The following is an 18,557-nucleotide window of genomic DNA, read 5'->3' on the forward strand; positions in this document are numbered from 1 at the left end:
GCTCGGACTATCCGTTCCTGCGCGCGCCCGAACGGCTCGATTACGGGCCGCTGCTCGCGCTGCTGCCCCGGCTGTTTCCAAACGCCGACGATCAGCATCGCCTGCTATGGCGAACGCCGGCAAGACTGCTCGGCTTCGACGGCGCTGCGGAACAATCATAACAACGAAAGCAAAGGGGAGGGAGAACGTCATGAAGCATCTTGCAGGGGCGATCATCGCCGTCGCGGCATCGCTATGGGCGGGCGCCACGCAGGCGCAGACCGTCTACATTCCCGACGTCGTCGAGCTGTCCGGACCCGGTGCGGTGTCCGGCACCAACTGGCGCGACGGCGTCGCGCTTGCCGTCGATGAGATCAACAATGCCGGCGGCATTCTGGGTCGGAAAATCCAGAGCGAGCATCTCGACACCCAGAGCAATCCCGGCGTCTCGCGCGCGCAGGTGCAGAAGATCCTGGACAAGGATCCCTATGTCGTGCTCGGGCCGATCTATTCCGGCTCGGTCAAGGTCAACATGGCGCTGACGCAGGCGGCCGAGATCCCGCAGATCGTCGGCGCGGAAGCCGCCGACATCACCACGCAGGGCAATCCGTGGGTGTTCCGCACCGCTTTCGGCCAGCAATTCTCGATGCCCAAGATCGCCAATTACCTGCACGACAAGCTCAAGGTGAAGACGGTTGCGTTGGTCTGGGTCAACAATGATTTCGGCAAGGGCGGCCACGACAATTTTCTGAAAGAGATGAAGGCGCGCAACATCGAGATCGCCGCCGATATCTCCACCGAGCAGGGCCAGGTCGATTTCGGCTCTGACGTCATCAAGCTCAAGAGCGCCAAGGCCGACGCCGTCTTCGTCTACACCAACGAGGAGGAGAGCGCGCGCTTCCTGATCGAGGCGAAGCGGCAGGGACTGTCGACGCCGCTGTTCGGCGAGACCACGCTGCTGAGCCAGAAGGTGGTCGAGCTCGCCGGCCCGGCGGCGAACGGCGTGCGCGGCCATGTCGGCCTGAGCGCCGATGCGCCGGTGCCGGCGATCGAGGATTTTGCCAGGAAGTTCAGCGAGCGCTACAAGTACCGGCCCGACCACAACGGCATCAAGGGTTACACCGCCGTCTATCTCGTCAAATACGTCACTGAAAAGATCGGCAAGTTCGACAGCAAGGCGTTCGGTGCTGCGATGAAGGGCCTGACGCTAACGCCCGACAAGGCCCCAGGCATGCTGATGGAAGCCAGCTGGGACCAGAACGGCGACATCGACCGCGCCAGCTTCCTGGCCGAGATCGTCGACGGCAAGCAGAAGATCGTCGAGACCCTGCCGAAGCTGAAGGGCGGCAAGGGGGAGTGAGGGCGCATAACCCGGATGGTGCGACACTTTCCAACGTCGTCCTGGCGAAAGCCAGGACCCATAATCACCGTCCAATATTGTTGGAAGACGGTGTGGCTGCCGCTCGCTTCGACAACGAACATTTGGGGTAATGGGTCCTGGCTTTCGCCAGGACGACGACGCGATTTGAGGCTCGGGGATCGCAAGCCTTCGTTCATTGTGATATCGGTCTGCTCGCCTTTCCCGACGGTCTCCAAGACATGAAAACCACGCTGCTGACATCCGAGAACTACACCCGGTCGCCCTGGAAGAACGGCGGCGGCGTCTTCACCGATATCGCGGATGCCCATCGTGCCGGTTCCCCGGTGAAGGATTGGGACAGCCTGCTCTGGCGCTTCGCCGCGACGCCGATCGTGGCGCCCGGCCCCTTCTCTTACATGCCGGGCATCGACCGCTTGCAGATGGTCATCGCTGGGCGCGGGCTGGTGCTGAAGGCACCGGGACAGGAATTCGACGAGCGCGAGCCGTTCACGACCGTGCGCTTCACCGGCGAACTCGACATCGTGACCGAGCTCGAGGCCGGCCCCGTCGAGGTCGTGAACCTGATGGCCCGGCGCGGTGCGGCGGAGATCGAGCTTCTGGCGCTCAGGGAACCCGGCGATCGGCCATTATTTGCCGGCACGCATCTCGTTTACGCGGTTTCCGGCAATTGCAGCATTCGCCTCAATAGCGAGGAGTTTGTCATCCCCGACGGCAGCACGCTGAAGGTCGAGCTGACCGAGGCGTCCAGGCTCGCACTCGTCTCGGGGCTGGCGGTGCTGGGATCAATCCGGCTCGCCGGCTAGACGGCAATCGCCGAGCCGATGCGCACAATCCGGGCAACTGGCCAGGTTGACGCGGCCCGGCCTGCGCACGATATCTCCTCCTGTGCAGACCGCCGCGAAGGGGCAGGATATGAACGCGCCAGACAAAAATCCCCCCACGACGCTGTCCGACGGCGTCGTCGACTGGCTGACCAACGGCACGCGCGACGAGCGCTTCATCGACAACATCTTTGCGCAGATGTGTCTCCGCCTTCAGCAGGCCGGCATTCCGCTGAAGCGGTCGACGCTTCATGTCCTGATCCATCATCCGCAATGGCTGGGGGCCCGCTTCATGTGGTCCGACGGCATGCGCGAGGCCGAGATCGCGCGGGTCGATTATGACGTGCGCGAGCGCTCCGAATTCATCGGCAGTCCCGCCAACGAAATGTTCGAGGGTGCGACCGAAGTGCGCGAGAATCTCGAGCGCGATCCGGCGCTCGGCCGCAAGCATGCCCTCTATGACGAGATGCGGACGAAGGGCCTGACCGACTATGTGGCGTGGCCGCTCTATCACACCCTCGGCAAGCGTCATCTCGTCACCTTCGCGACCGACCGTCCCGGCGGTTTCGACGAGGCACATATCGCCGCGCTGAAGAAGCTGTTGCCGGTGCTGGCGCTGGTCAGCGAAATCCGCATCAAGAACCGTCTGGCGCGAACGCTGCTCGAGACCTATGTCGGCGCTCACGCCGGCGAGCTCATCCTGGCCGGCGCCACCAGGCGCGGCACCGGCACCACGGTGCGCGCCGCGATCATGATCTGCGATCTGCGCGATTTCACCAAAATCTCCGACAATTGGCCGCGCGACGACGTCATCGATCTCCTCAACGACTATTTCGACGCGATGTCGGAGCCGATCGCGCGCCACGGCGGCGAGATCCTGAAATTCATCGGCGACGGCCTGCTCGCGATCTTTCCGCTCAGCGCGCCCAACGCCTGCGCCAACCTGCTGCACGCCGTGACCGAGGCCCGTCAGGCCATGGCCGCCCTGAACGACAGGAACCGCGCGACCAGCCGCGCGCCGCTGAACTACGGCATCGGCGTTCATGTCGGCGACGTCATGTACGGCAATATCGGGTCGAGCACCCGGCTCGACTTCACGGTGATCGGTCCCGCCGTCAACATGGCCTCGCGTCTCGAAGCCCTCACCAAGCAATTGGGACGACCCGTGCTGCTGTCGCGTGCGTTCGCCGAGCTGGTCGAGCGGGAGTTCGAGCTGGAGCGGTTGGGCGAATACGAGGTGCGGGGATTTAGCGAGGYGATCGAGCTGTTCGCGTATCCCGGCTGAGGGCGGTCCTCCCGGTTTCCGGTTCAGGCCTGGGCCGCCGCCCCGGCCAGCTTGCCGGMCTTGGAGAGAAGCAGCTTCAGGATCGGAGATTTGTTCGCCTTGTGGTAGGCGATGACGAGGTCGAGCGTGGGCACGTCTCCCTTCACCGGCCGCGTGGTGATCGACTCCGGCAGATAGCGCTTCGTGTAGGCCGGCAACAACATGACCGCCCGCGTCGATGTGATCATCGATATCGCGTGCACGACATTGTGCACCTCCCGTTCGGGCTTGAGATCGATGCCTGCCCGGTTGAGATATTCCAGAACGGCGTGTCGCGCCGCGGGTGCCGATTTGGACGGAAGATAGAAATTTTCGTCGATGATCTCGTGCGGTGCGACGGCGGCTTGCGATGCCAGCCGATGGTCGCTTGGAAAAACGAAGACCAGAGGGTCCGTGCGCACGCGCGTGCAGGCGAGGTCTCCCATGTTCTCTTCCGGTCGCATGAAGGCCGCATCGAGCTTGCGCCTCATCAGGGCCTTGGCGAGCACAGGTGAGTAATCACTCGACAGGCGGATGTCGATGTCGGGAAAAGCCTCCCGAAGCACGCGGCTCGCCTCGGGCAGCAGGTCGATTTCCGCGCCCGATAGAAAGCCGAGAGCGAATGCCGGCCTGGCGGGTTGAGCCGCTCGCACCGCGGCCTCCTTTGCCGCTTCCGCCTGAAGCAGCGTCATTCGTGCATGTTCTAGAAAGGCTTTGCCGGCCGGCGTCAGCTCGACGCCTTGAGCGCCGCGATGCATCAGCTGAACCCCGATTTCCTGTTCGAGGTCGCGGATTTGCCGGCTGAGAGACGGCTGGGACGTGTGCAGCTTCTGCTCGGCGGCAACCGTCAGACTGCCGGCATCGGCCACGGCGACGAAGTAGCGGAGATGCCGGAGCTCCATGCCAGTCTCCCATGTCTTGCAGGCATGGGGCCAGCCTACAAAGTCTTTTCCAGCAAGACCAGCGGTCCGTATAGCACGCCTGCAGGGGCCTGCCTGACAGGCAGGGCACCATCGTTGCTTGTACGTGAACCGAACGGAGCCTGCCCATGTTCAAGGGCATTTGGGTATCGCTGTGCCTCGTTCTGGCGATGACAGGATGCGGCGGAGCGGCGGCGCAATCTCCCTCCAACCAGGCGAAGACAGACATGGAAACAGACGTCACGAAGATCAAGCAGGCGATGCTCGGAACCTGGGAGAGCATCGCGCCGGAGGTGCGGCCGAGCGCGAGCAAGAATGCCGACGGTACGCTCAAGCCGTTCTATCTCAAGCGTGCCTTCAGCTATTTGCCGTCGGATCGATTCGAGCTCGAGATCGTCAATTCAGCCGACGCCTATGGTGCCGTGCCGCTGGTGCGGATCAGGATCGGCGGGCACATGCTGTGGCGTGGTCCGCATCCGATTGCGCCGGCCGCCCAGAAGGTCGACTTCGTCGCCGATGAGACCTACGAGATAACGCCGCTTGCGCAAGGCTTCGCCGACATCCTCAACAAGGTCGCGTCCGCGGGATACGCCCCCTGGGCGGTCAATTCGACCCAGAGCATATTCGGAAAGGCCTTTGCTCCCTTTGGTCTCCAGGAAGCAACGAACTTTATGGAGTACGACCTCGTCTATCTCCGGGGCGACTTCTTGTTCTGGGGCGCGCGCAACATCGACGGTCGCGGCTTCGATACCGAGCAGAACCGCCCCACCAATCTGCAGATTCCGCTGGTGCGGAAGTAAAAGGCGTCCGTTCGACTGCGAGCGCGTGATCGGTCGATCCGTGTCTCTCCCGATACCATGACCGCGACACGTCAGGCGATGGCCACCCTGAACGAAAATCCTCATTGACCACATTCCTGTGCGTCGTGCAGCGGCCATTCGGAGCGCCGCTGTCGAGCGGGCGCCGATTGCGCAATCGCACGGTTGCCGCGGACGCCACCATGCGCGCGCCGCAAGTCGTGCGGATGGGGAATATCGGTCGCCTTGTCGAAAGATATCTCCGCGCAGGACTCCTATGTTGATTGCACTGGCGGCCATACGACTGGTGCCGCTCGATTTCGTCGAGGACGGTCAATGCGGCTGCCTCGATGTAACGGAAAAGGTGATCGACAACATCGGACGCGACCTCGAGAGGAGACACCAATGCCAAACTGTTCCGAAGATCTTCGCAGTCGAACCGGGCGCTGTGCCGTGTGCGACGGCAAGTTTGGCCTGGTCCGCTACTACTCCTGGCGGAAGCCCCTCTGCTCGAAAAAGTGCGTCGAACGTTGCACGGCGCGCCGGCAGGCCGACCGCGACTGGATGGGTCGATTCCCGATCGCTTTGGGCATGCTTCCCGAGAACCGCGCGAGGATCCTATGACGATGCAGATGTCACGACGAGGCAAGGAATATCTGGAGACGGCGCAGAGCCTGCTCCGCGCGGCCCGGACCATGACGGACGACGCGGTCGCGGCCCGGCTCGAGATGCTGGCCAATGACTATCAGCGGCGCGCCGCGAAGGCTTCGAGCGTCGATGCCGCCAGGGCATTGTCGCGTTCGGCCGTCAGAACGGAATACGACTGGTCGAAGGAGCTGTCGTGACATGATCAAGATCATTGCCGTGCTCTGCAGTCTCTCGTCTCCGGCAGACTGCCACGAGCAGATCGTCACGACCTCGGACTTCGCCGAAGTGACCATGCAATCCTGCCTGATGGGTGCGCCGCAGCTCGCCGAATGGATGGCGCAGCATCCGGCCGAGCGTCTCGCGGCGTGGCGCTGCACGATCGGCAGGCAGGAGGCGCGCAGGGGAGCGTAGGATGCGAGCGTAGGATGCGAGGTGTCGGGCGCCGGGCGCCCGCCATCGCGACGACGTCGGGTTGATCGTGATTGCGAATTGAGGCGGAAGCCATCGGCAAATCTTCGATCGGGAGCCCTGTTGCCAACGCTGGATTGTGCGATTACGTTTGGCGCCAGGCCCGCCCAAACGTTCCATCGATTGGCCGCACCTTCATGCCGAAATTCCTTCGTATCGGAGTCCATCAGTCCAACGTTTCCGGATACACGTCGAAGGCGTGGTGTGTCAGGCGGGTTGGATCGGCGGTGTTCCTGAAGTGGGGCGCCGTTGAGGTCCAGGGCGCCGGCGACGGGCGAAAGGTTTACTGGACCCGTCTGCCGCAGGAGAAGACAGTCCGGTGCGGCACGGCGCAGCGTGCCCAGGACTATGCGAAGGCCGCGATCGCGCGGCGACGCAACCATCGCTACGAGCCGCTGGCCGGACCCATTGCGAACCGGCGCCGCTCCGCCGCCGGTAGTGCCGACCTCAAACAGACACTCGCCACCATCCTGATCGTCGATATCGTCGGCTCCACCGAAAAGGCCGCCAAGCTCGGCGATGCGCGCTGGACAAAAATCATGGGCCACTATTACGCGGCCGTCCGCAAGGAGCTGAAGACGTCGCGCGGCAAGGAAGTCACGACCACGGGCGACGGCGTGTTGGCGACGTTCAAGGCGCCGGCCGCCGGCGTCAGTTGCGCGACCGCGATCCAGAAGGCCGTGCGCACGCTGGGGCTCGAGATCAGGGTGGGGCTGCATGCGGGCGAGTACACGGTCAGCGGCGGCGAAATGGTCGGTCTCGCCTTCCACATCGGCACGCGCGTCGCCGCCAAGGCGCGTGCCGGCGAAGTCCTGGTCTCGAGCGCGGTCAAGGAGCTGATGTCGAAGTCCGACATCCGCTTCAGGGATCACGGCGTTCACCAGCTCAAGGGCGTGCCGGAGCGATGGCGGCTGTACCGGGTGGAGCATTGAGGGGAGGCCGGCTCGCGTTCCGGTCTGGCGGGCCCGCAATGATTGCCGAGGTTGGGCTATCGGCGCTTGAGGATYACGGCTTCCCAGAAAAACCGGGACGCTTCGGCTTGCGCTTCGTGCACGCCGAGACCGATGTCGCGGAGAAAATCTCGCTTGTCCCTGAGATCCGCACGCAGCTCTGCCCTGAAACGAGACCGCTGCCACCATGTGACGGGCAGGCCGACGATCGCGCGGACGCCCAGGCCATCATCACCTGGGGCAAACCCCGTTACCGGCATGACCGGCGCCCGATCGGGAACTGCGGCTTGCGCCCTTGCGGGCGTCCTTGTCTGCAAAGCTTGCGATGGCATGTCGTCAAAATCCTCCAACTCGGGCGTGGTCGCCGGCGCGCAACAAGCCGCTGACACGGCGCTGGTGTCGGCAGCTGCCGAAGCCGGCTGGGTCATCGGCTTCTCGCTCGACGCCAATGTCCGCCACGATGGTTGCCTGACGTCCAGGAACCATGCCGCCGTCGTTGCCGGCGTCAGTCAGGCGTCACCGGGCCGTTATTTTTCCCTCGGAGGGGTAATAATCTTCAAAATGCGCTCGCCGGAGGCGGTCAGTCGCGCAAATCCCGCGTGATCCCAGGAATGACGGAGTGTCCCCGCGCTTTGCGGGGTTGTCGGCCCATCTCGCGGGCTTGGCGCCCCGGGGGCGTGCCGCCGGGACGCTTGGGGGGCCGATGGTGCCCGTGGATACTGCCGTCGCGCTTTGGACTTCGCGCGGCAGCCGCGGCGGCCGGATCGACGCCATTACCTCATCTGGACGACGACCTTGCCCTTGGCTCGCCCCATTTCGAGATAGGCCAACGCTTCTTTCGCCTGTTCGAACGGGAAGACCCTGTCGATCACCGGCCGGATGCGCTCCGCCTTGAGAAGCTCGCCGATCTCGGCGAGTTGCCTGCCGTCGGGATGCACGAACAGGAACGAATAGGCGGCGCCACGCTTGCCGGCCTGGCGAATGATCTTGCGGCTCAGCAGTCCGAACAGCAGCACCATGAAGACATTCATCCCTCGGGCGCGCGCGAACGCGGTGTCCGGGGGCCCGATGAGCGAAGCAATCGTGCTTCCCGGCCTCAGGATCCGAAGCGATGTCTCGAGCGCATCGCCCCTGACCGTGCCCAGCACGGCGTCGTAGTCCCGCAGCACCTCCTCGAATTGCTGTTTCTTGTAGTCGACCACCTCGTCAGCCCCGAGGCTGCGCACCAGGTCGATATTCCCTGTGCTGGTCGTCGTCCCCACTTTTGCTCCGAGATATTTCGCGAGCTGGATCGCGAACGTGCCGATACCGCCGGCGCCTGCGGGGATGAACACCTTTTGACCCGGCTTGAGACCTGCTCGCTCCCTCAGCGCCTGCCACGACGTCAGGCCGACCATCGGGATCGAGGCCGCTTGCACGAAGTCCAGGTTTGGCGGCTTGAGCGCGGCGGCATCCTCCGGCACGCGCGCGAATTCAGCGAGAGCGCCGGTTCCGAGATCGAAGATGCTGGCGAAGACGGCATCGCCCGGCTTGAAGCGCGTCACCCGACTTCCCACCTCGACGACGACGCCCGCAAGATCGCTGCCCAGCGTGGCCGGCAGATCAAACTTGAGGATGGGCTTGAACGTCCCTTTCGCAATCATGTTGTCGATCGGGTTCAAGCCCGCGGCGTGAACCTGGACCAGAATCTCGTTCGGCGCGGGCGTCGGCCGAGGGATGTCGGCCAACGCGACCTGATCCGGCTTGCCGTAACGCTTGAAGGTAAGAGCTCGCATTTTTCCTCTCGGTCCGAAGGTTCTTCGCAGTGGCGGCGGCAGGAGGCCGCGCGTGCGCCGGTTGCGCGCGGTCAGAAGGCCCGCGCGGTGCGCGCGGGCTGCGATGCCGCCGGCGCATCAAGCCGCAGGTCCTTGCGAATCCCGGCGTCCACCAGGCCGGCTGGCGCAAATCTGCGCAGAAATCGCAGGCGCTTCGCGAGGCTACCGGCCGCGTAGCGGAGCTGCGGGCGCGCCGCGCTCGCCGCCTTCAGCACGGTCTCGGCCACGACACCGGGCTGCTCGGCAGTGGCCATCACCTCGTTCACCCTCCTGGTCACGCCCGCGCGCGCCTCGCGATACGCATCGAGCTTGGCATCGGGCTCCATGAAGTTCGCGTCGAATGGCGTCTTGGTGTACGCAGGCTCGATCACCGAGACCCGGATGCCCCTCGTGCGCAGTTCATGGTCGAGTGATTCCGAATAACCCGCCACCGCGTGCTTGGTTGCGGCATAGAGCGCGCCATAAGGCATCGGCAGAAAGCCGAGCACGGAGCCGATGTTGATGATGCGGCCATTCCCCTGGCGCCGCATGTGTGGCACGACGGCGCGCGTCATCCGGACAAGTCCGAAAAAGTTGGTCTCGAAAATCGCTCTCGCCTGGTCGATCGAGCTCTCTTCCGCCCCCGCGGGAGCAACCCCAAAGCCGGCGTTGTTCACGAGCAGATCGATGCGGCCGTCGCGCCGCATCACTTCGCTGACGGCGGCTTCGACGGATTCATCGCTGGTCACGTCGAGCGACAGCATCTCGAACGATGGCCTGCCGGCCTGGGCTCCCCGCCGGCTGGTGCCGTAGACCTTGTAGCCGGCTTGCGCGAGCCGCTCCGCCGTGGCTTCGCCGATCCCGGACGAGGCGCCGGTCACAAGTGCGATCTTTGATGTGATCCTGTTCATGAGCTTCTCCGGGCTGACAATTGGTCCCAAAATCTGTTTGATTACGATCGTAACTATTGATATAGATGACGATCGTAATTATAATTGTCAAGACCCCGTGCCCCCAGGACCAGCGACATGCGCGTTTCAAAGGAACAGGCCGCCAAAAATCGCGAGCGCATTCTTCAGGCCGCCTCCCGCCTCATGCGGGAGCACGGCATCTCCGGCGTCGGTGTTGACGCGCTCGCCGAGGCGGCCGGGATGACCCACGGCAGCCTGTACAGTCAGTTCGGCTCCAAGGAGCGGCTGGTCGAGGAAGCGGTGGCCTATGCGATAAGTGCGAAAGGGCAGGAATTGCCCGAGGTGTTTGCGCTCGACGACTACGTCTCGGAATACCTCTCGCCGGCGCATCGCGATGATCCCGCAAGCGGCTGCCCCTTTGCCGCCCTGGCTTGTGAGGTGTCACGCCAAAGCAGCGGCGTGAGGGACCGTTTCACCGCCGGCGTGCGCGGCATGATCGCTCTGCTGAGCAGCCGAATGCCGTCCGGGCTGAAGCCGCGCCAGCGTGAGGACAAGGCGCTCGCGGCCACCGCCTCCCTGGTCGGCGCCCTTGTGCTCGCCCGGGCCGTGAACGATCCCAAGCTATCGGATGATATTCTTCGCGCGACGAGGAATTCGCTGGCGGGGTGACAGTGCACTCAATTCAGCGGTCGTCGAACCGGCGAAAGCCATTGAGTGCACCGTGATCCCTTGCGATTTAGACGAAATACGGCATCTGCCGTATCGCAGAGCGGCGGAGATAAAGATACGAAGCTCTGTCTCGGGGGCGAATTTCGTCTCGAGCATTCGCTTGAGACGCTTGGCATCGATGAAACCGGAGATGGAATATGACCGTTGCGCAAGATGCGAATAAACAGGGGGAAGCTGAGGGCCTCGCGGACGCCGCTCCGGACAAGAGTTCCCAGACCTTGTTGACGTCTGAAAAGGATGCGCTCGGCGATAAGTCCCTGGACGATGTTTCCGGCGGCACTTGGCGGCCGTTCAGTACCTATGGCAAGGGGGGCTAGAAGGCACCTGAGCCGACGACGGCTCGAAGAGGTCACCTCTGCCGCCGCGCATTGGTCCGGAAATGGTAAATCTCGATATAGCCATGTCCGCTCTATCCATTCCTGGAAGAGCGGACATGCAGTGAGCGTGGGGTTGCAATGTCGGGCCCCGAACAGCACCACTAAAACCGCAGTCGTCCCTCCGACTATCTGACCTCAGGGTTCATAGCGTGACCGGCTTGGAAAGCGGGCGATCAAAGCTTTGCCCGCGCGGGCAGGCAATATCTGCTTGAAAAAGCGAAAACGTTCCTGCCAAATCGAGTTGGCTCGAAGTGGGTTCGGCATTTGCGGGGGCCTCTGTGAAAAGGGGGACGGAACGAATCTTTCGGGAAGCGGCCATCGAGCGGCTTTCGAATCCCGAACAGCTCGACCATGTCGTCGGGGTCACGCGCCCGTTCGACTGGATGGCCGCGGCGGCGCTGGCGCTGGGACTGGTCGTGCTGGTGGCCTGGAGCGTGCTCGGCCGCATCCCGACCCGGGTGTCCGGCGATGGCATCTTGCTGAGCAGCGGCGGTCGCCTGGTCGATGCCGTATCCGCTGTCAGCGGCAAGCTGGCCTCGCTCGATGTCGGCATCGGCGATGCCGTCCGCCGCGATCAGGTGATCGCCCGCGTCGTCCAGACMGAGACCGAGCAGCGGCTTCGGCAGGCGAGAGATGTCCTGCGCGAGCGCGAACGCGAGCATGCGGAGCTCACCAGTGCGATCTCGCGGGAGATCGATGCCAAGCTTGCCAACTATGCGGCTCAGGAAGCAGGTCTTGGCAGCGTGATCGCGGCTGCCGAGAAGCGCACCGCCTACCTCACGGATGAAGTGGCGAAGCTCGAGCCTGCCGCGGCGAACGGAACTGTCACACGCAGATATCTCGAGGACCGTCGCGTCGAGCTCAACAACGCGCGGGAACGCATCACAGACGCACGCAACGATAGTCTCAAGCTCAACGCGCAGCGGCTGGATCTGCAGAGCCAACGTGAGCGCGATCGCATGCTGTCGGAATTCAAGGTCAATGATTCCAGGCGGGTGGTTGAGCAGCTTGCGGCCGAGCTGGAGCGCGGATCGCAAATTCTCAGCCCCGTTGACGGGCGTGTCGTCGAACTCAAGGTGTCCAGTGGCGCGGTGCTTGCCGTTGGTGCGCCGGTGATCGAAATCGAGATCGCGGGACAGGTCCTGGAGGCAACCATCTACATGCCGCCGGACCGCGGCAAGACCATCAGGCCGGGCATGGAGGTTCGCATCGAGCCGTCCACGATCAAGCGGGAAGAATACGGTGCGATTGTCGGCCATGTCGTGGCGATCTCGGATTTTCCGGTAACGCCTCAGGGCATGCTGGCGGATCTGCACAACGATGCATTGGTCAAGCGCTTCTCCGCGGACGGCGCGCCTTATGCGGCCAAGGTGGCCCTGGAGCGCGACCCGTCAACCCTCAGCCTGTATCGCTGGACCTCCGGCAAGGGGCCGCCGATCCAGCTCTCGAGCGGCACGCTGACCCGCGCCGAGGTCACAACGCGCGAGCAGCGGCCGATCGATCTGGTGATCCCGCTGACGAGGCGGCTGACCGGAATTGGCGGTTAGGATCGCCAGCGCATGACCGCGTCATCGCAGCAAACCGACGGCCAGCGGGGTTTCTTCGCTCGCCTCGGCAACCGGATCGGGCGCATGCGGCGGCGTTGGGTCACGCCCACGGTGTTCCAGATGGAAGCGCTGGAATGCGGCGCGGCCTCGCTCGCGATGGTCCTGGCCCATCACGGTCTCTGGGTGCCGCTGGAAAGGCTGCGCGAAGCATGCGGCGTGTCCCGGGATGGCAGCAAGGCCAGCAACGTGCTGAAGGCCGCGCGGCAGTTCGGACTGACGGCAAAGGGGTTCAGGAAGGAGCCGGCAACGCTGCATGAGCTGCCGATGCCATCGATCATCCACTGGAACTTCAACCATTTCGTGGTGCTCGAAAGGCTGGATGCGGATTGCGCCTATATCAACGATCCCTCGGTTGGGCGTCGCAAGGTCGGCCATGATGAGTTCGATGCGTCCTTCACCGGCGTCGTCCTAGCGATGGAGCCGGGACCCGAATTCAAGCCGGGCGGGCGCGAGCCCGATTTTTTTCCGCTGCTGAGGCGGCGGCTGTCGAATTCGTTGGGGGCGGTGCTGCTGCTGGTCGCGCTCAGCATGGCGCTCGTGGTCCCCACCATACTGGTTCCGGCATTCGCAAAAATCTTTGTCGATGACGTCCTGATCAAGCATGTCGAGGGCTGGTTCACGCCCTTGCTGATCGGCATGGCGATGACAGCCTTGGCGCGGGCGCTGATGACGGCGTTTCAACAGTCGCTGCTGCTGCGCATCCAGACCAAGCTGACGGTGACGATGGTCAGCCAGTTGCTATGGCACGTCCTGACCCTCCCGATGGAGTTCTTCACCCAGCGGCACTCGGGCGACCTCGCCAACCGAATCGCCGCCAGCGAACAGATCGCGCAATTGCTTTCGAACGGGGTGGCCGCCAATGCCCTGAACCTGATCTCGGTCGTCTTCATCGCCGTCACGATGGCGTTCTACGATGGTCTCCTGGCCGCGATCAGCATCGCCATGGCTCTCCTCAATGTCCTCGTCCTGAGGCTGGTCGCGCGCCAGCGCGAGGATCTCAACCGCAAGCTGACCATCGAGCGTGCCAAGCTGAATGGAGGCACCATCGAGATCATCCGCACGATCGAGACGATCAAGGCCGGCGGTCTGGAAGACGACGCCTTCGCGCGCTGGGCGGGGTTTCAGGCCAAGGTCCTCAACGCCGAGCGTGATCTCGGCGTCTACTCCACCTTCCTCGACACCTGCCCGATCTTCCTGACCGGATTGACCGTGGCGATCGTGTTGGGGGTGGGCGGCTTGCGCATCGTCGATGGCGCATTGACCATCGGCGGCCTTGTCGCCTTGCAGGCCCTGCTCACCAGCCTGGTCGAGCCGATCAACGCACTCGTGCAGCAGACCACGGCCTTCCTGGCCATCAAGGGCAATCTGTTCCGGATCGAAGACGTCTTCAACTATCCCGCCCGTCCCCTGGTGCCGATCGAGCGTGCGCCCGCCCGCATGCCGGCAAAACTGTCAGGCCGGGTCGAGTTGAACGACGTTTCGTTCGGCTATTCGGCGCTCGAGCCGCCGCTGATCGAGGATTTCTCGCTGGTCGTCGAACCCGGTTGCCGGGTGGCCCTGATCGGCGCATCGGGCAGCGGCAAATCCACCATTGGGCGGCTGGTCAGCGGCCTCTACCGGCCATGGTCCGGCGACATCCGCCTCGACGGCTGGTCGATGACCGAGATTCCCCAGGAGATATTCACCAACTCGGTCGCCTATATCGACCAGGAGATCCTGCTGTTCGAGGGGACAGTCCGCAACAACCTCACACTCTGGGACGACACCGTGGCTGAGGCCAGCGTGTCGCGGGCGCTCAAGGATGCGCTGATCCATGAAGACATCGCCGTCCGCGCCGGCAATTACGATTGCCACGTGGCCGAGGATGGCAGGAATTTCAGCGGCGGCCAGCGACAGCGGCTCGAGATCGCGCGGGCGCTGGCGAGCAATCCTTCCGTGGTCGTCCTCGACGAGGCCACCTCGGCGCTGGATCCGATCGTCGAAAAGGCGATTGACGACAATCTCCGGCGCAGGGGATGCACCTGCATCATCGTCGCCCACCGGCTCAGCACGATTCGCGATTGCGACGAGATCCTCGTGATGAGCAACGGGCGGATCGTGCAGCGGGGGACGCATCAGGAGCTGCTCGCCGAGGGTGGTGAATATGTTCAGCTGGTGTCGAGCGAATGAGCAGCGCGTACCAGCCTCCCTCGCTCGAAACGCCGCCCTGGCGCGAAGGCGCGGCGGTAAGCCCGGTCGCACTCGAGAGCCATCGACCTTTGCCGATCAATGATGCTGATCTCGTGCTGCAAATCGTGCGCGGCTATGTCGACCTGTTTGCAGTCAGGCAGAGTGCCGGCGGCGAGCCGAGCCGGCGGCATCATTTGTTCCGGGTCGAGCAGGGCGCAGTCGTTTTCGGGCTGCCCGCTATCCGCGATGGAAACGGGAATTTTGTGGCCGTGATTGCGGTCGGCGGTCTGGAGACCGAGGCCGTGGTCGATCATCGTGGCCGTTTTGCGGATCGGGACGCGATCGACGCATGGACCGCGCTTGTGTCGGGAATCATCGCGGCCTCTCCTCAAGGAGCGGTCGTGCAGCAGGCCGCGATCGGCTCGCGATACGCGCTGGCATCCGGCGACATTGTTCGGCTGTCCGGCCGCCAGGTCGGCTGGATCGCAATCGCGCATGGGACCATCGGCGTGATGGAGCTGCCGCAGCCCCATGGCCCCGGAGAGGGGCCCTCGCCGATGCCGCCGGGGACGTGGATCGTTGCCCGCGAGGCCGCGACCCTGGAGGTTCGGGAGAGCACGGCATTCTCGCTTGCCGAGATCTGGGCCGCGCTCGATCGCTTCCATGGACGCGTCATGGAGAGCCTGTGTCGCAGGATCGACGAGGACACCCTGGCGGAGGCCAGGCGCCTGAGCCTGCGCTCAGGTCTCAACCGGCAGCGCCGGACCAGCATTGTCGGCCGTCTTGCCGGCATCATCACGGCCGGGTCCGAAGCATCGCAGCCCGGCGCGGAAGGGGCCGGCCGTCTGCTCGCCGCCTGCCGGGAGGTTGGAGCCGCCATGGGCCTCTCGCTCCAGGCTCCCGCCAATATGGCGTCGGACGCTGACGATCTTGCGCGCGCCGTGAGGATCGCAGCGGCGTCGCGGGTGCGAATACGGCGCCTGTTGCTGCGCGCGGACTGGCAGACCAACAGTGCCGGTCCGTTCGTCGCGTTCCTTGGCGAAGACCGGCGGGCCGTCGCGATCCTCCCCAAGGCAGGCGGCCGCCACATCATCGTCGACCCCGGCGCCGGCACGCGCCGCGAATTGACGCGGGCCGTCGCCGCCGAACTGGCCCCCGAGGCGGTGATGTTCTATCGCCCGCTGCCGTCGCGGGCCCTGACGGTTCGCGATCTCCTGAAGTTCGGCGCCGCGACGGTCCGGGGCGATGTCCTGCGGATCATGCTGGCGGCCCTGTGCCTCGGCCTTCTCGCGCTGGCGACGCCGCTCGTGACCAAGCTGCTGATCGATTCCGTGCTCCCGCGCGCGGAAGTCGACCAGCTCCTGATCTGCGCCATCGCGCTCGGTGTCGTGACGCTGGTGGCCGGCGGATTTCAGATGATGCAAGGCATCGCCATGCTCCGGCTCGAGAGCCGGCTGGACTTTGTGGTGCAGGCGGCAATTGTCGACCGCCTGCTGCGGATGCCGACCGCTTTCTTCCGCGACTTCTCAGTTGGCGACCTCGCGGACCGCACGCTTGGTGTCGAAGCCGTCCGCACCATTGTCACCGGCCGCGCCATTCGMGGATTTCTGGCGCTGGTGTCCTGCGTTTTCAGTTTTGCCGTGATGTTCGCCCTCGACATCAGGCTGGGCCTGTTGGCCGCCGCGCTGGCCATGCTGCGCGTCGCAATGGTGGTCGCGATCAGCCTGGTCCGGCTGTCGGAGGAGCGCGAGAGCCTTCATCTTCAGGGATGGCTGGAGGGGTTGGTTCTACAGCTCCTCACCGGCGTTGGAAAACTGCGGATTGCGAACGCGACCATGCAGGCGCTCTCGATCTGGGTCGAGCGCTTTTCCGAGCAGAAGCGCCATTTCATTGCCTCGCAGCGTGCGCAAAACCTCCAGAAGAGCCTCGATGCGGCGTTTCCTGCGTTGGCGACACTGCTCATCTTTGCCCTGGCCCAGACCACGTCCGGCGCGAGGCCGGTGCACGAGCTTGGGACGTTCCTGGCATTCTATGCGGCATTCGGTCTGTCGCTCGCCGCGGTCGGCGAGTGGGCGCTGGCGATCGGGGAACTGCTGGTCGCAATCCCGAGGATCGAGCGGATCAAGCCGATCATCTCGACGCCGACCRAGATCAGTGACGAGCGGAAGTCGGTCGGCGAGATCAGCGGCTCGATCGAGTTTGCCAACGTGTCGTTCCGCTATGGCGAGAGCGGGCCGCTGATCCTCGACGATGTCAGCCTCAGTGTCGGGACAGGAGAATACCTCGCCATTGTCGGTCCGTCGGGGAGCGGCAAGTCGACACTGTTCCGATTGCTGCTCGGGTTCGAGAAGCCGGAATCCGGCGTGATCTTTGTCGACGGCAAGTCGCTCGAGACGATCGACCTCGGCTTGTTGCGCCGCGATGTCGGGGTCGTGCTGCAGAACTCCAGGCTCGCCTCCGGCAGCGTCTATGAAAACATCTGCGGCACAGCCCGTCTGTCGATTGACCAGGCCTGGGAGATCGCCCGGCTGGCGGGATTGGACCGTGATCTCGAGGCCATGCCCATGGGCATGCAGACGCTCGTTGCCGAGGGCGTCAACACGCTTTCGGGCGGCCAGCGCCAGCGATTGCTGATCGCGCGGGCGCTGGCGCATCGGCCGCGGCTCCTGCTGATGGATGAGGCCACCAGTGCGCTCGACAACCGGTCCCAGGCCATCGTCAGCGAGTCGATATCGAGGCTCAATTTGACACGGATCGTCATCGCGCACCGGCTCAGCACCGTTCGGTCGGCGGACCGGATTGTCGTGCTGGGCGGCGGCAGGATCGTGCAGACCGGCAGCTTCGCCGAGTTGATGGCGCAGCCGGGCCTGTTTGCGGATTTCGCGGAACGTCAACTGATCTGAAGCATGATCCGGAAAAGTGTGCCGCGGTTTTCCGAATGGATCATGCTCAAACAAGGAGCTAAAGCGCGATGACGCGCTTTAGGGATCACCGATATGCGCAAGGTCCTCTTCATATTCGGCGTGCTGAACGACTCCGACATCGACTGGATGGCCCGTACCGGCTCCCGCCGCGGCATCGGGCGACAGGAGGTCCTGATCGAAGAGGGCGTGCCGATCTCGTCGATTGTGCTGCTGTTGCAGGGACGAATGGGCGTGAGCGTGTCCGGCATCGGCGAGATCGCCCAGCTCGAGGCGGGCGACTTCGTCGGTGAGATGTCGCTGGTCGATTCCGCGCCGCCCTCGGCCACGGTGGCTGCCAAGGTCGATTCGGTTGCACTGTTCCTGGACAAGCAGGTCCTGCTGCGAAAGCTCGCGGGAGACCACGCCTTTGCCAGCCGCTTTTATCGCGCTCTCGCCATCCTGCTGTCGGACCGGCTGCGCGCCACCGAGCGCAGGATGGCCTATGGTGAGCAGGAAACCGGACTGGGGGACGAAGCGACGCGGTTGAAGGACGAGCTTGATCCTGCCGTGCTCGACCAGGTGTCGATCGCGGGCGAGCGATTTGACCGTCTGCTCAAGCTCGTGGAGGAGGTCGCGATGAAAGGCGCCGGATCCTGAGATCGAAGGCAAATCCCTTCGAAGGCAGCGCCTTTCGAAGGGGGCCCTTTCGACACGTCCTCGTGACCGACGACGAAAATACGGCATCTGCCGTATCGCTCGCCAATCGATCCGGCGGTACCTTCACCCTCAAGCGCATGAAGC

At 64.2% G+C, this 18,557-nt stretch carries 17 protein-coding genes; 14 read left to right on the plus strand and 3 right to left on the minus strand.

Annotated features, from left to right (window positions below; genetic code table 11):
- Nucleotides 1-190: 190 nt before the first annotated feature.
- The 3 genes from ACXJL8_RS10930 (at nucleotide 191) to ACXJL8_RS10940 (ending at nucleotide 3,466) form a co-directional block, all read left to right on the plus strand.
- The gene (locus tag ACXJL8_RS10930; protein ID WP_456621655.1) at nucleotides 191-1,339 is read left to right on the plus strand and encodes an ABC transporter substrate-binding protein; all 1,149 of its coding nucleotides are present in this window, start codon (nucleotides 191-193) and stop codon (nucleotides 1,337-1,339) included.
- Between the two features lie 239 nt (nucleotides 1,340-1,578).
- Nucleotides 1,579-2,163 carry a HutD/Ves family protein gene (locus ACXJL8_RS10935; RefSeq protein ID WP_456621654.1) on the plus strand — a complete coding sequence of 195 codons (585 nt, stop codon included), beginning with the start codon at nucleotides 1,579-1,581 and terminating at the stop codon, nucleotides 2,161-2,163.
- A 109-nt stretch (nucleotides 2,164-2,272) separates the two neighbouring features.
- Nucleotides 2,273-3,466 (plus strand): adenylate/guanylate cyclase domain-containing protein, encoded by a 1,194-nt coding sequence (locus ACXJL8_RS10940; protein ID WP_456684983.1) that lies wholly within the window; start codon nucleotides 2,273-2,275, stop codon nucleotides 3,464-3,466.
- 23 nt (nucleotides 3,467-3,489) lie between these two features.
- Here ACXJL8_RS10940 and ACXJL8_RS10945 read toward each other — a convergent pair whose 3' ends face one another.
- On the minus strand, nucleotides 3,490-4,386 hold the full coding sequence (locus ACXJL8_RS10945) for a LysR substrate-binding domain-containing protein (RefSeq protein WP_456684984.1): 897 nt from the start codon (nucleotides 4,384-4,386) through the stop codon (nucleotides 3,490-3,492).
- Between the two features lie 146 nt (nucleotides 4,387-4,532).
- Between ACXJL8_RS10945 and ACXJL8_RS10950 the strand changes: the two genes are divergently transcribed.
- The 5 genes from ACXJL8_RS10950 (at nucleotide 4,533) to ACXJL8_RS10970 (ending at nucleotide 7,870) form a co-directional block, all read left to right on the plus strand.
- The gene (locus ACXJL8_RS10950) at nucleotides 4,533-5,204 is read left to right on the plus strand and encodes a hypothetical protein (RefSeq protein WP_456621651.1); all 672 of its coding nucleotides are present in this window, start codon (nucleotides 4,533-4,535) and stop codon (nucleotides 5,202-5,204) included.
- Between the two features lie 617 nt (nucleotides 5,205-5,821).
- A complete protein-coding gene (locus ACXJL8_RS10955; protein ID WP_456621650.1) occupies nucleotides 5,822-6,046 on the plus strand; it encodes a hypothetical protein in 225 nt (74 codons plus the stop codon).
- 1 nt (nucleotide 6,047) lies between these two features.
- Nucleotides 6,048-6,260: a hypothetical protein gene (locus ACXJL8_RS10960; protein ID WP_456621649.1), complete on the plus strand. Its 213-nt coding sequence runs from the start codon at nucleotides 6,048-6,050 to the stop codon at nucleotides 6,258-6,260.
- Nucleotides 6,261-6,454: 194 nt separating this feature from the next.
- Entirely contained in the window at nucleotides 6,455-7,249 is a 795-nt protein-coding gene (locus ACXJL8_RS10965; protein WP_456621648.1) for an adenylate/guanylate cyclase domain-containing protein, read from the plus strand.
- Nucleotides 7,250-7,525: 276 nt separating this feature from the next.
- Nucleotides 7,526-7,870 carry a hypothetical protein gene (locus ACXJL8_RS10970; RefSeq protein ID WP_456684985.1) on the plus strand — a complete coding sequence of 115 codons (345 nt, stop codon included), beginning with the start codon at nucleotides 7,526-7,528 and terminating at the stop codon, nucleotides 7,868-7,870.
- 170 nt (nucleotides 7,871-8,040) lie between these two features.
- Here the strand turns inward: ACXJL8_RS10970 and ACXJL8_RS10975 are convergent, their stop codons facing one another.
- Together ACXJL8_RS10975 and ACXJL8_RS10980 are read right to left on the minus strand one after the other, a co-directional pair.
- Nucleotides 8,041-9,042 carry an NADP-dependent oxidoreductase gene (locus tag ACXJL8_RS10975; RefSeq protein ID WP_456621646.1) on the minus strand — a complete coding sequence of 334 codons (1,002 nt, stop codon included), beginning with the start codon at nucleotides 9,040-9,042 and terminating at the stop codon, nucleotides 8,041-8,043.
- Nucleotides 9,043-9,113: 71 nt separating this feature from the next.
- Complete coding sequence (locus ACXJL8_RS10980; protein ID WP_456621645.1) at nucleotides 9,114-9,971, minus strand: oxidoreductase; 858 nt, start codon at nucleotides 9,969-9,971, stop codon at nucleotides 9,114-9,116.
- Between the two features lie 117 nt (nucleotides 9,972-10,088).
- Here ACXJL8_RS10980 and ACXJL8_RS10985 point away from each other — a divergent pair, with 117 nt between their 5' ends.
- The 6 genes from ACXJL8_RS10985 (at nucleotide 10,089) to ACXJL8_RS11010 (ending at nucleotide 18,413) form a co-directional block, all read left to right on the plus strand.
- Nucleotides 10,089-10,640: a TetR/AcrR family transcriptional regulator gene (locus ACXJL8_RS10985; RefSeq protein ID WP_456621644.1), complete on the plus strand. Its 552-nt coding sequence runs from the start codon at nucleotides 10,089-10,091 to the stop codon at nucleotides 10,638-10,640.
- Between the two features lie 197 nt (nucleotides 10,641-10,837).
- The gene (locus tag ACXJL8_RS10990) at nucleotides 10,838-11,017 is read left to right on the plus strand and encodes a hypothetical protein (protein ID WP_456621643.1); all 180 of its coding nucleotides are present in this window, start codon (nucleotides 10,838-10,840) and stop codon (nucleotides 11,015-11,017) included.
- 338 nt (nucleotides 11,018-11,355) lie between these two features.
- The gene (locus ACXJL8_RS10995) at nucleotides 11,356-12,624 is read left to right on the plus strand and encodes an NHLP bacteriocin system secretion protein (protein WP_456621642.1); all 1,269 of its coding nucleotides are present in this window, start codon (nucleotides 11,356-11,358) and stop codon (nucleotides 12,622-12,624) included.
- 12 nt (nucleotides 12,625-12,636) lie between these two features.
- Entirely contained in the window at nucleotides 12,637-14,853 is a 2,217-nt protein-coding gene (locus ACXJL8_RS11000) for an NHLP family bacteriocin export ABC transporter peptidase/permease/ATPase subunit (protein WP_456621641.1), read from the plus strand.
- Nucleotides 14,850-17,756 carry an NHLP bacteriocin export ABC transporter permease/ATPase subunit gene (locus ACXJL8_RS11005; protein WP_456684986.1) on the plus strand — a complete coding sequence of 969 codons (2,907 nt, stop codon included), beginning with the start codon at nucleotides 14,850-14,852 and terminating at the stop codon, nucleotides 17,754-17,756. The genes ACXJL8_RS11000 and ACXJL8_RS11005 overlap by 4 nt, the downstream gene beginning before the upstream one ends.
- Before the next feature lie 93 nt (nucleotides 17,757-17,849).
- On the plus strand, nucleotides 17,850-18,413 hold the full coding sequence (locus tag ACXJL8_RS11010; RefSeq protein WP_456621639.1) for a cyclic nucleotide-binding domain-containing protein: 564 nt from the start codon (nucleotides 17,850-17,852) through the stop codon (nucleotides 18,411-18,413).
- Nucleotides 18,414-18,557 lie beyond the last annotated feature (144 nt).

Source organism: Bradyrhizobium sp. P5_C11_2 (assembly GCF_054049755.1).

Coding starts and splice junctions, on each gene's coding strand:
- ACXJL8_RS10930 (WP_456621655.1), top strand. CDS start 191: ATGAAGCATCTTGCAGGGGCGATCATCGCCGTCGCGGCATCGCTATGG.
- ACXJL8_RS10935 (WP_456621654.1), top strand. CDS start 1,579: ATGAAAACCACGCTGCTGACATCCGAGAACTACACCCGGTCGCCCTGG.
- ACXJL8_RS10950 (WP_456621651.1), top strand. CDS start 4,533: ATGTTCAAGGGCATTTGGGTATCGCTGTGCCTCGTTCTGGCGATGACA.
- ACXJL8_RS10955 (WP_456621650.1), top strand. CDS start 5,822: ATGACGATGCAGATGTCACGACGAGGCAAGGAATATCTGGAGACGGCG.
- ACXJL8_RS10960 (WP_456621649.1), top strand. CDS start 6,048: ATGATCAAGATCATTGCCGTGCTCTGCAGTCTCTCGTCTCCGGCAGAC.
- ACXJL8_RS10965 (WP_456621648.1), top strand. CDS start 6,455: ATGCCGAAATTCCTTCGTATCGGAGTCCATCAGTCCAACGTTTCCGGA.
- ACXJL8_RS10970 (WP_456684985.1), top strand. CDS start 7,526: ATGACCGGCGCCCGATCGGGAACTGCGGCTTGCGCCCTTGCGGGCGTC.
- ACXJL8_RS10975 (WP_456621646.1), bottom strand. CDS start 9,042: ATGCGAGCTCTTACCTTCAAGCGTTACGGCAAGCCGGATCAGGTCGCG.
- ACXJL8_RS10980 (WP_456621645.1), bottom strand. CDS start 9,971: ATGAACAGGATCACATCAAAGATCGCACTTGTGACCGGCGCCTCGTCC.
- ACXJL8_RS10985 (WP_456621644.1), top strand. CDS start 10,089: ATGCGCGTTTCAAAGGAACAGGCCGCCAAAAATCGCGAGCGCATTCTT.
- ACXJL8_RS10990 (WP_456621643.1), top strand. CDS start 10,838: ATGACCGTTGCGCAAGATGCGAATAAACAGGGGGAAGCTGAGGGCCTC.
- ACXJL8_RS11000 (WP_456621641.1), top strand. CDS start 12,637: ATGACCGCGTCATCGCAGCAAACCGACGGCCAGCGGGGTTTCTTCGCT.
- ACXJL8_RS11010 (WP_456621639.1), top strand. CDS start 17,850: ATGCGCAAGGTCCTCTTCATATTCGGCGTGCTGAACGACTCCGACATC.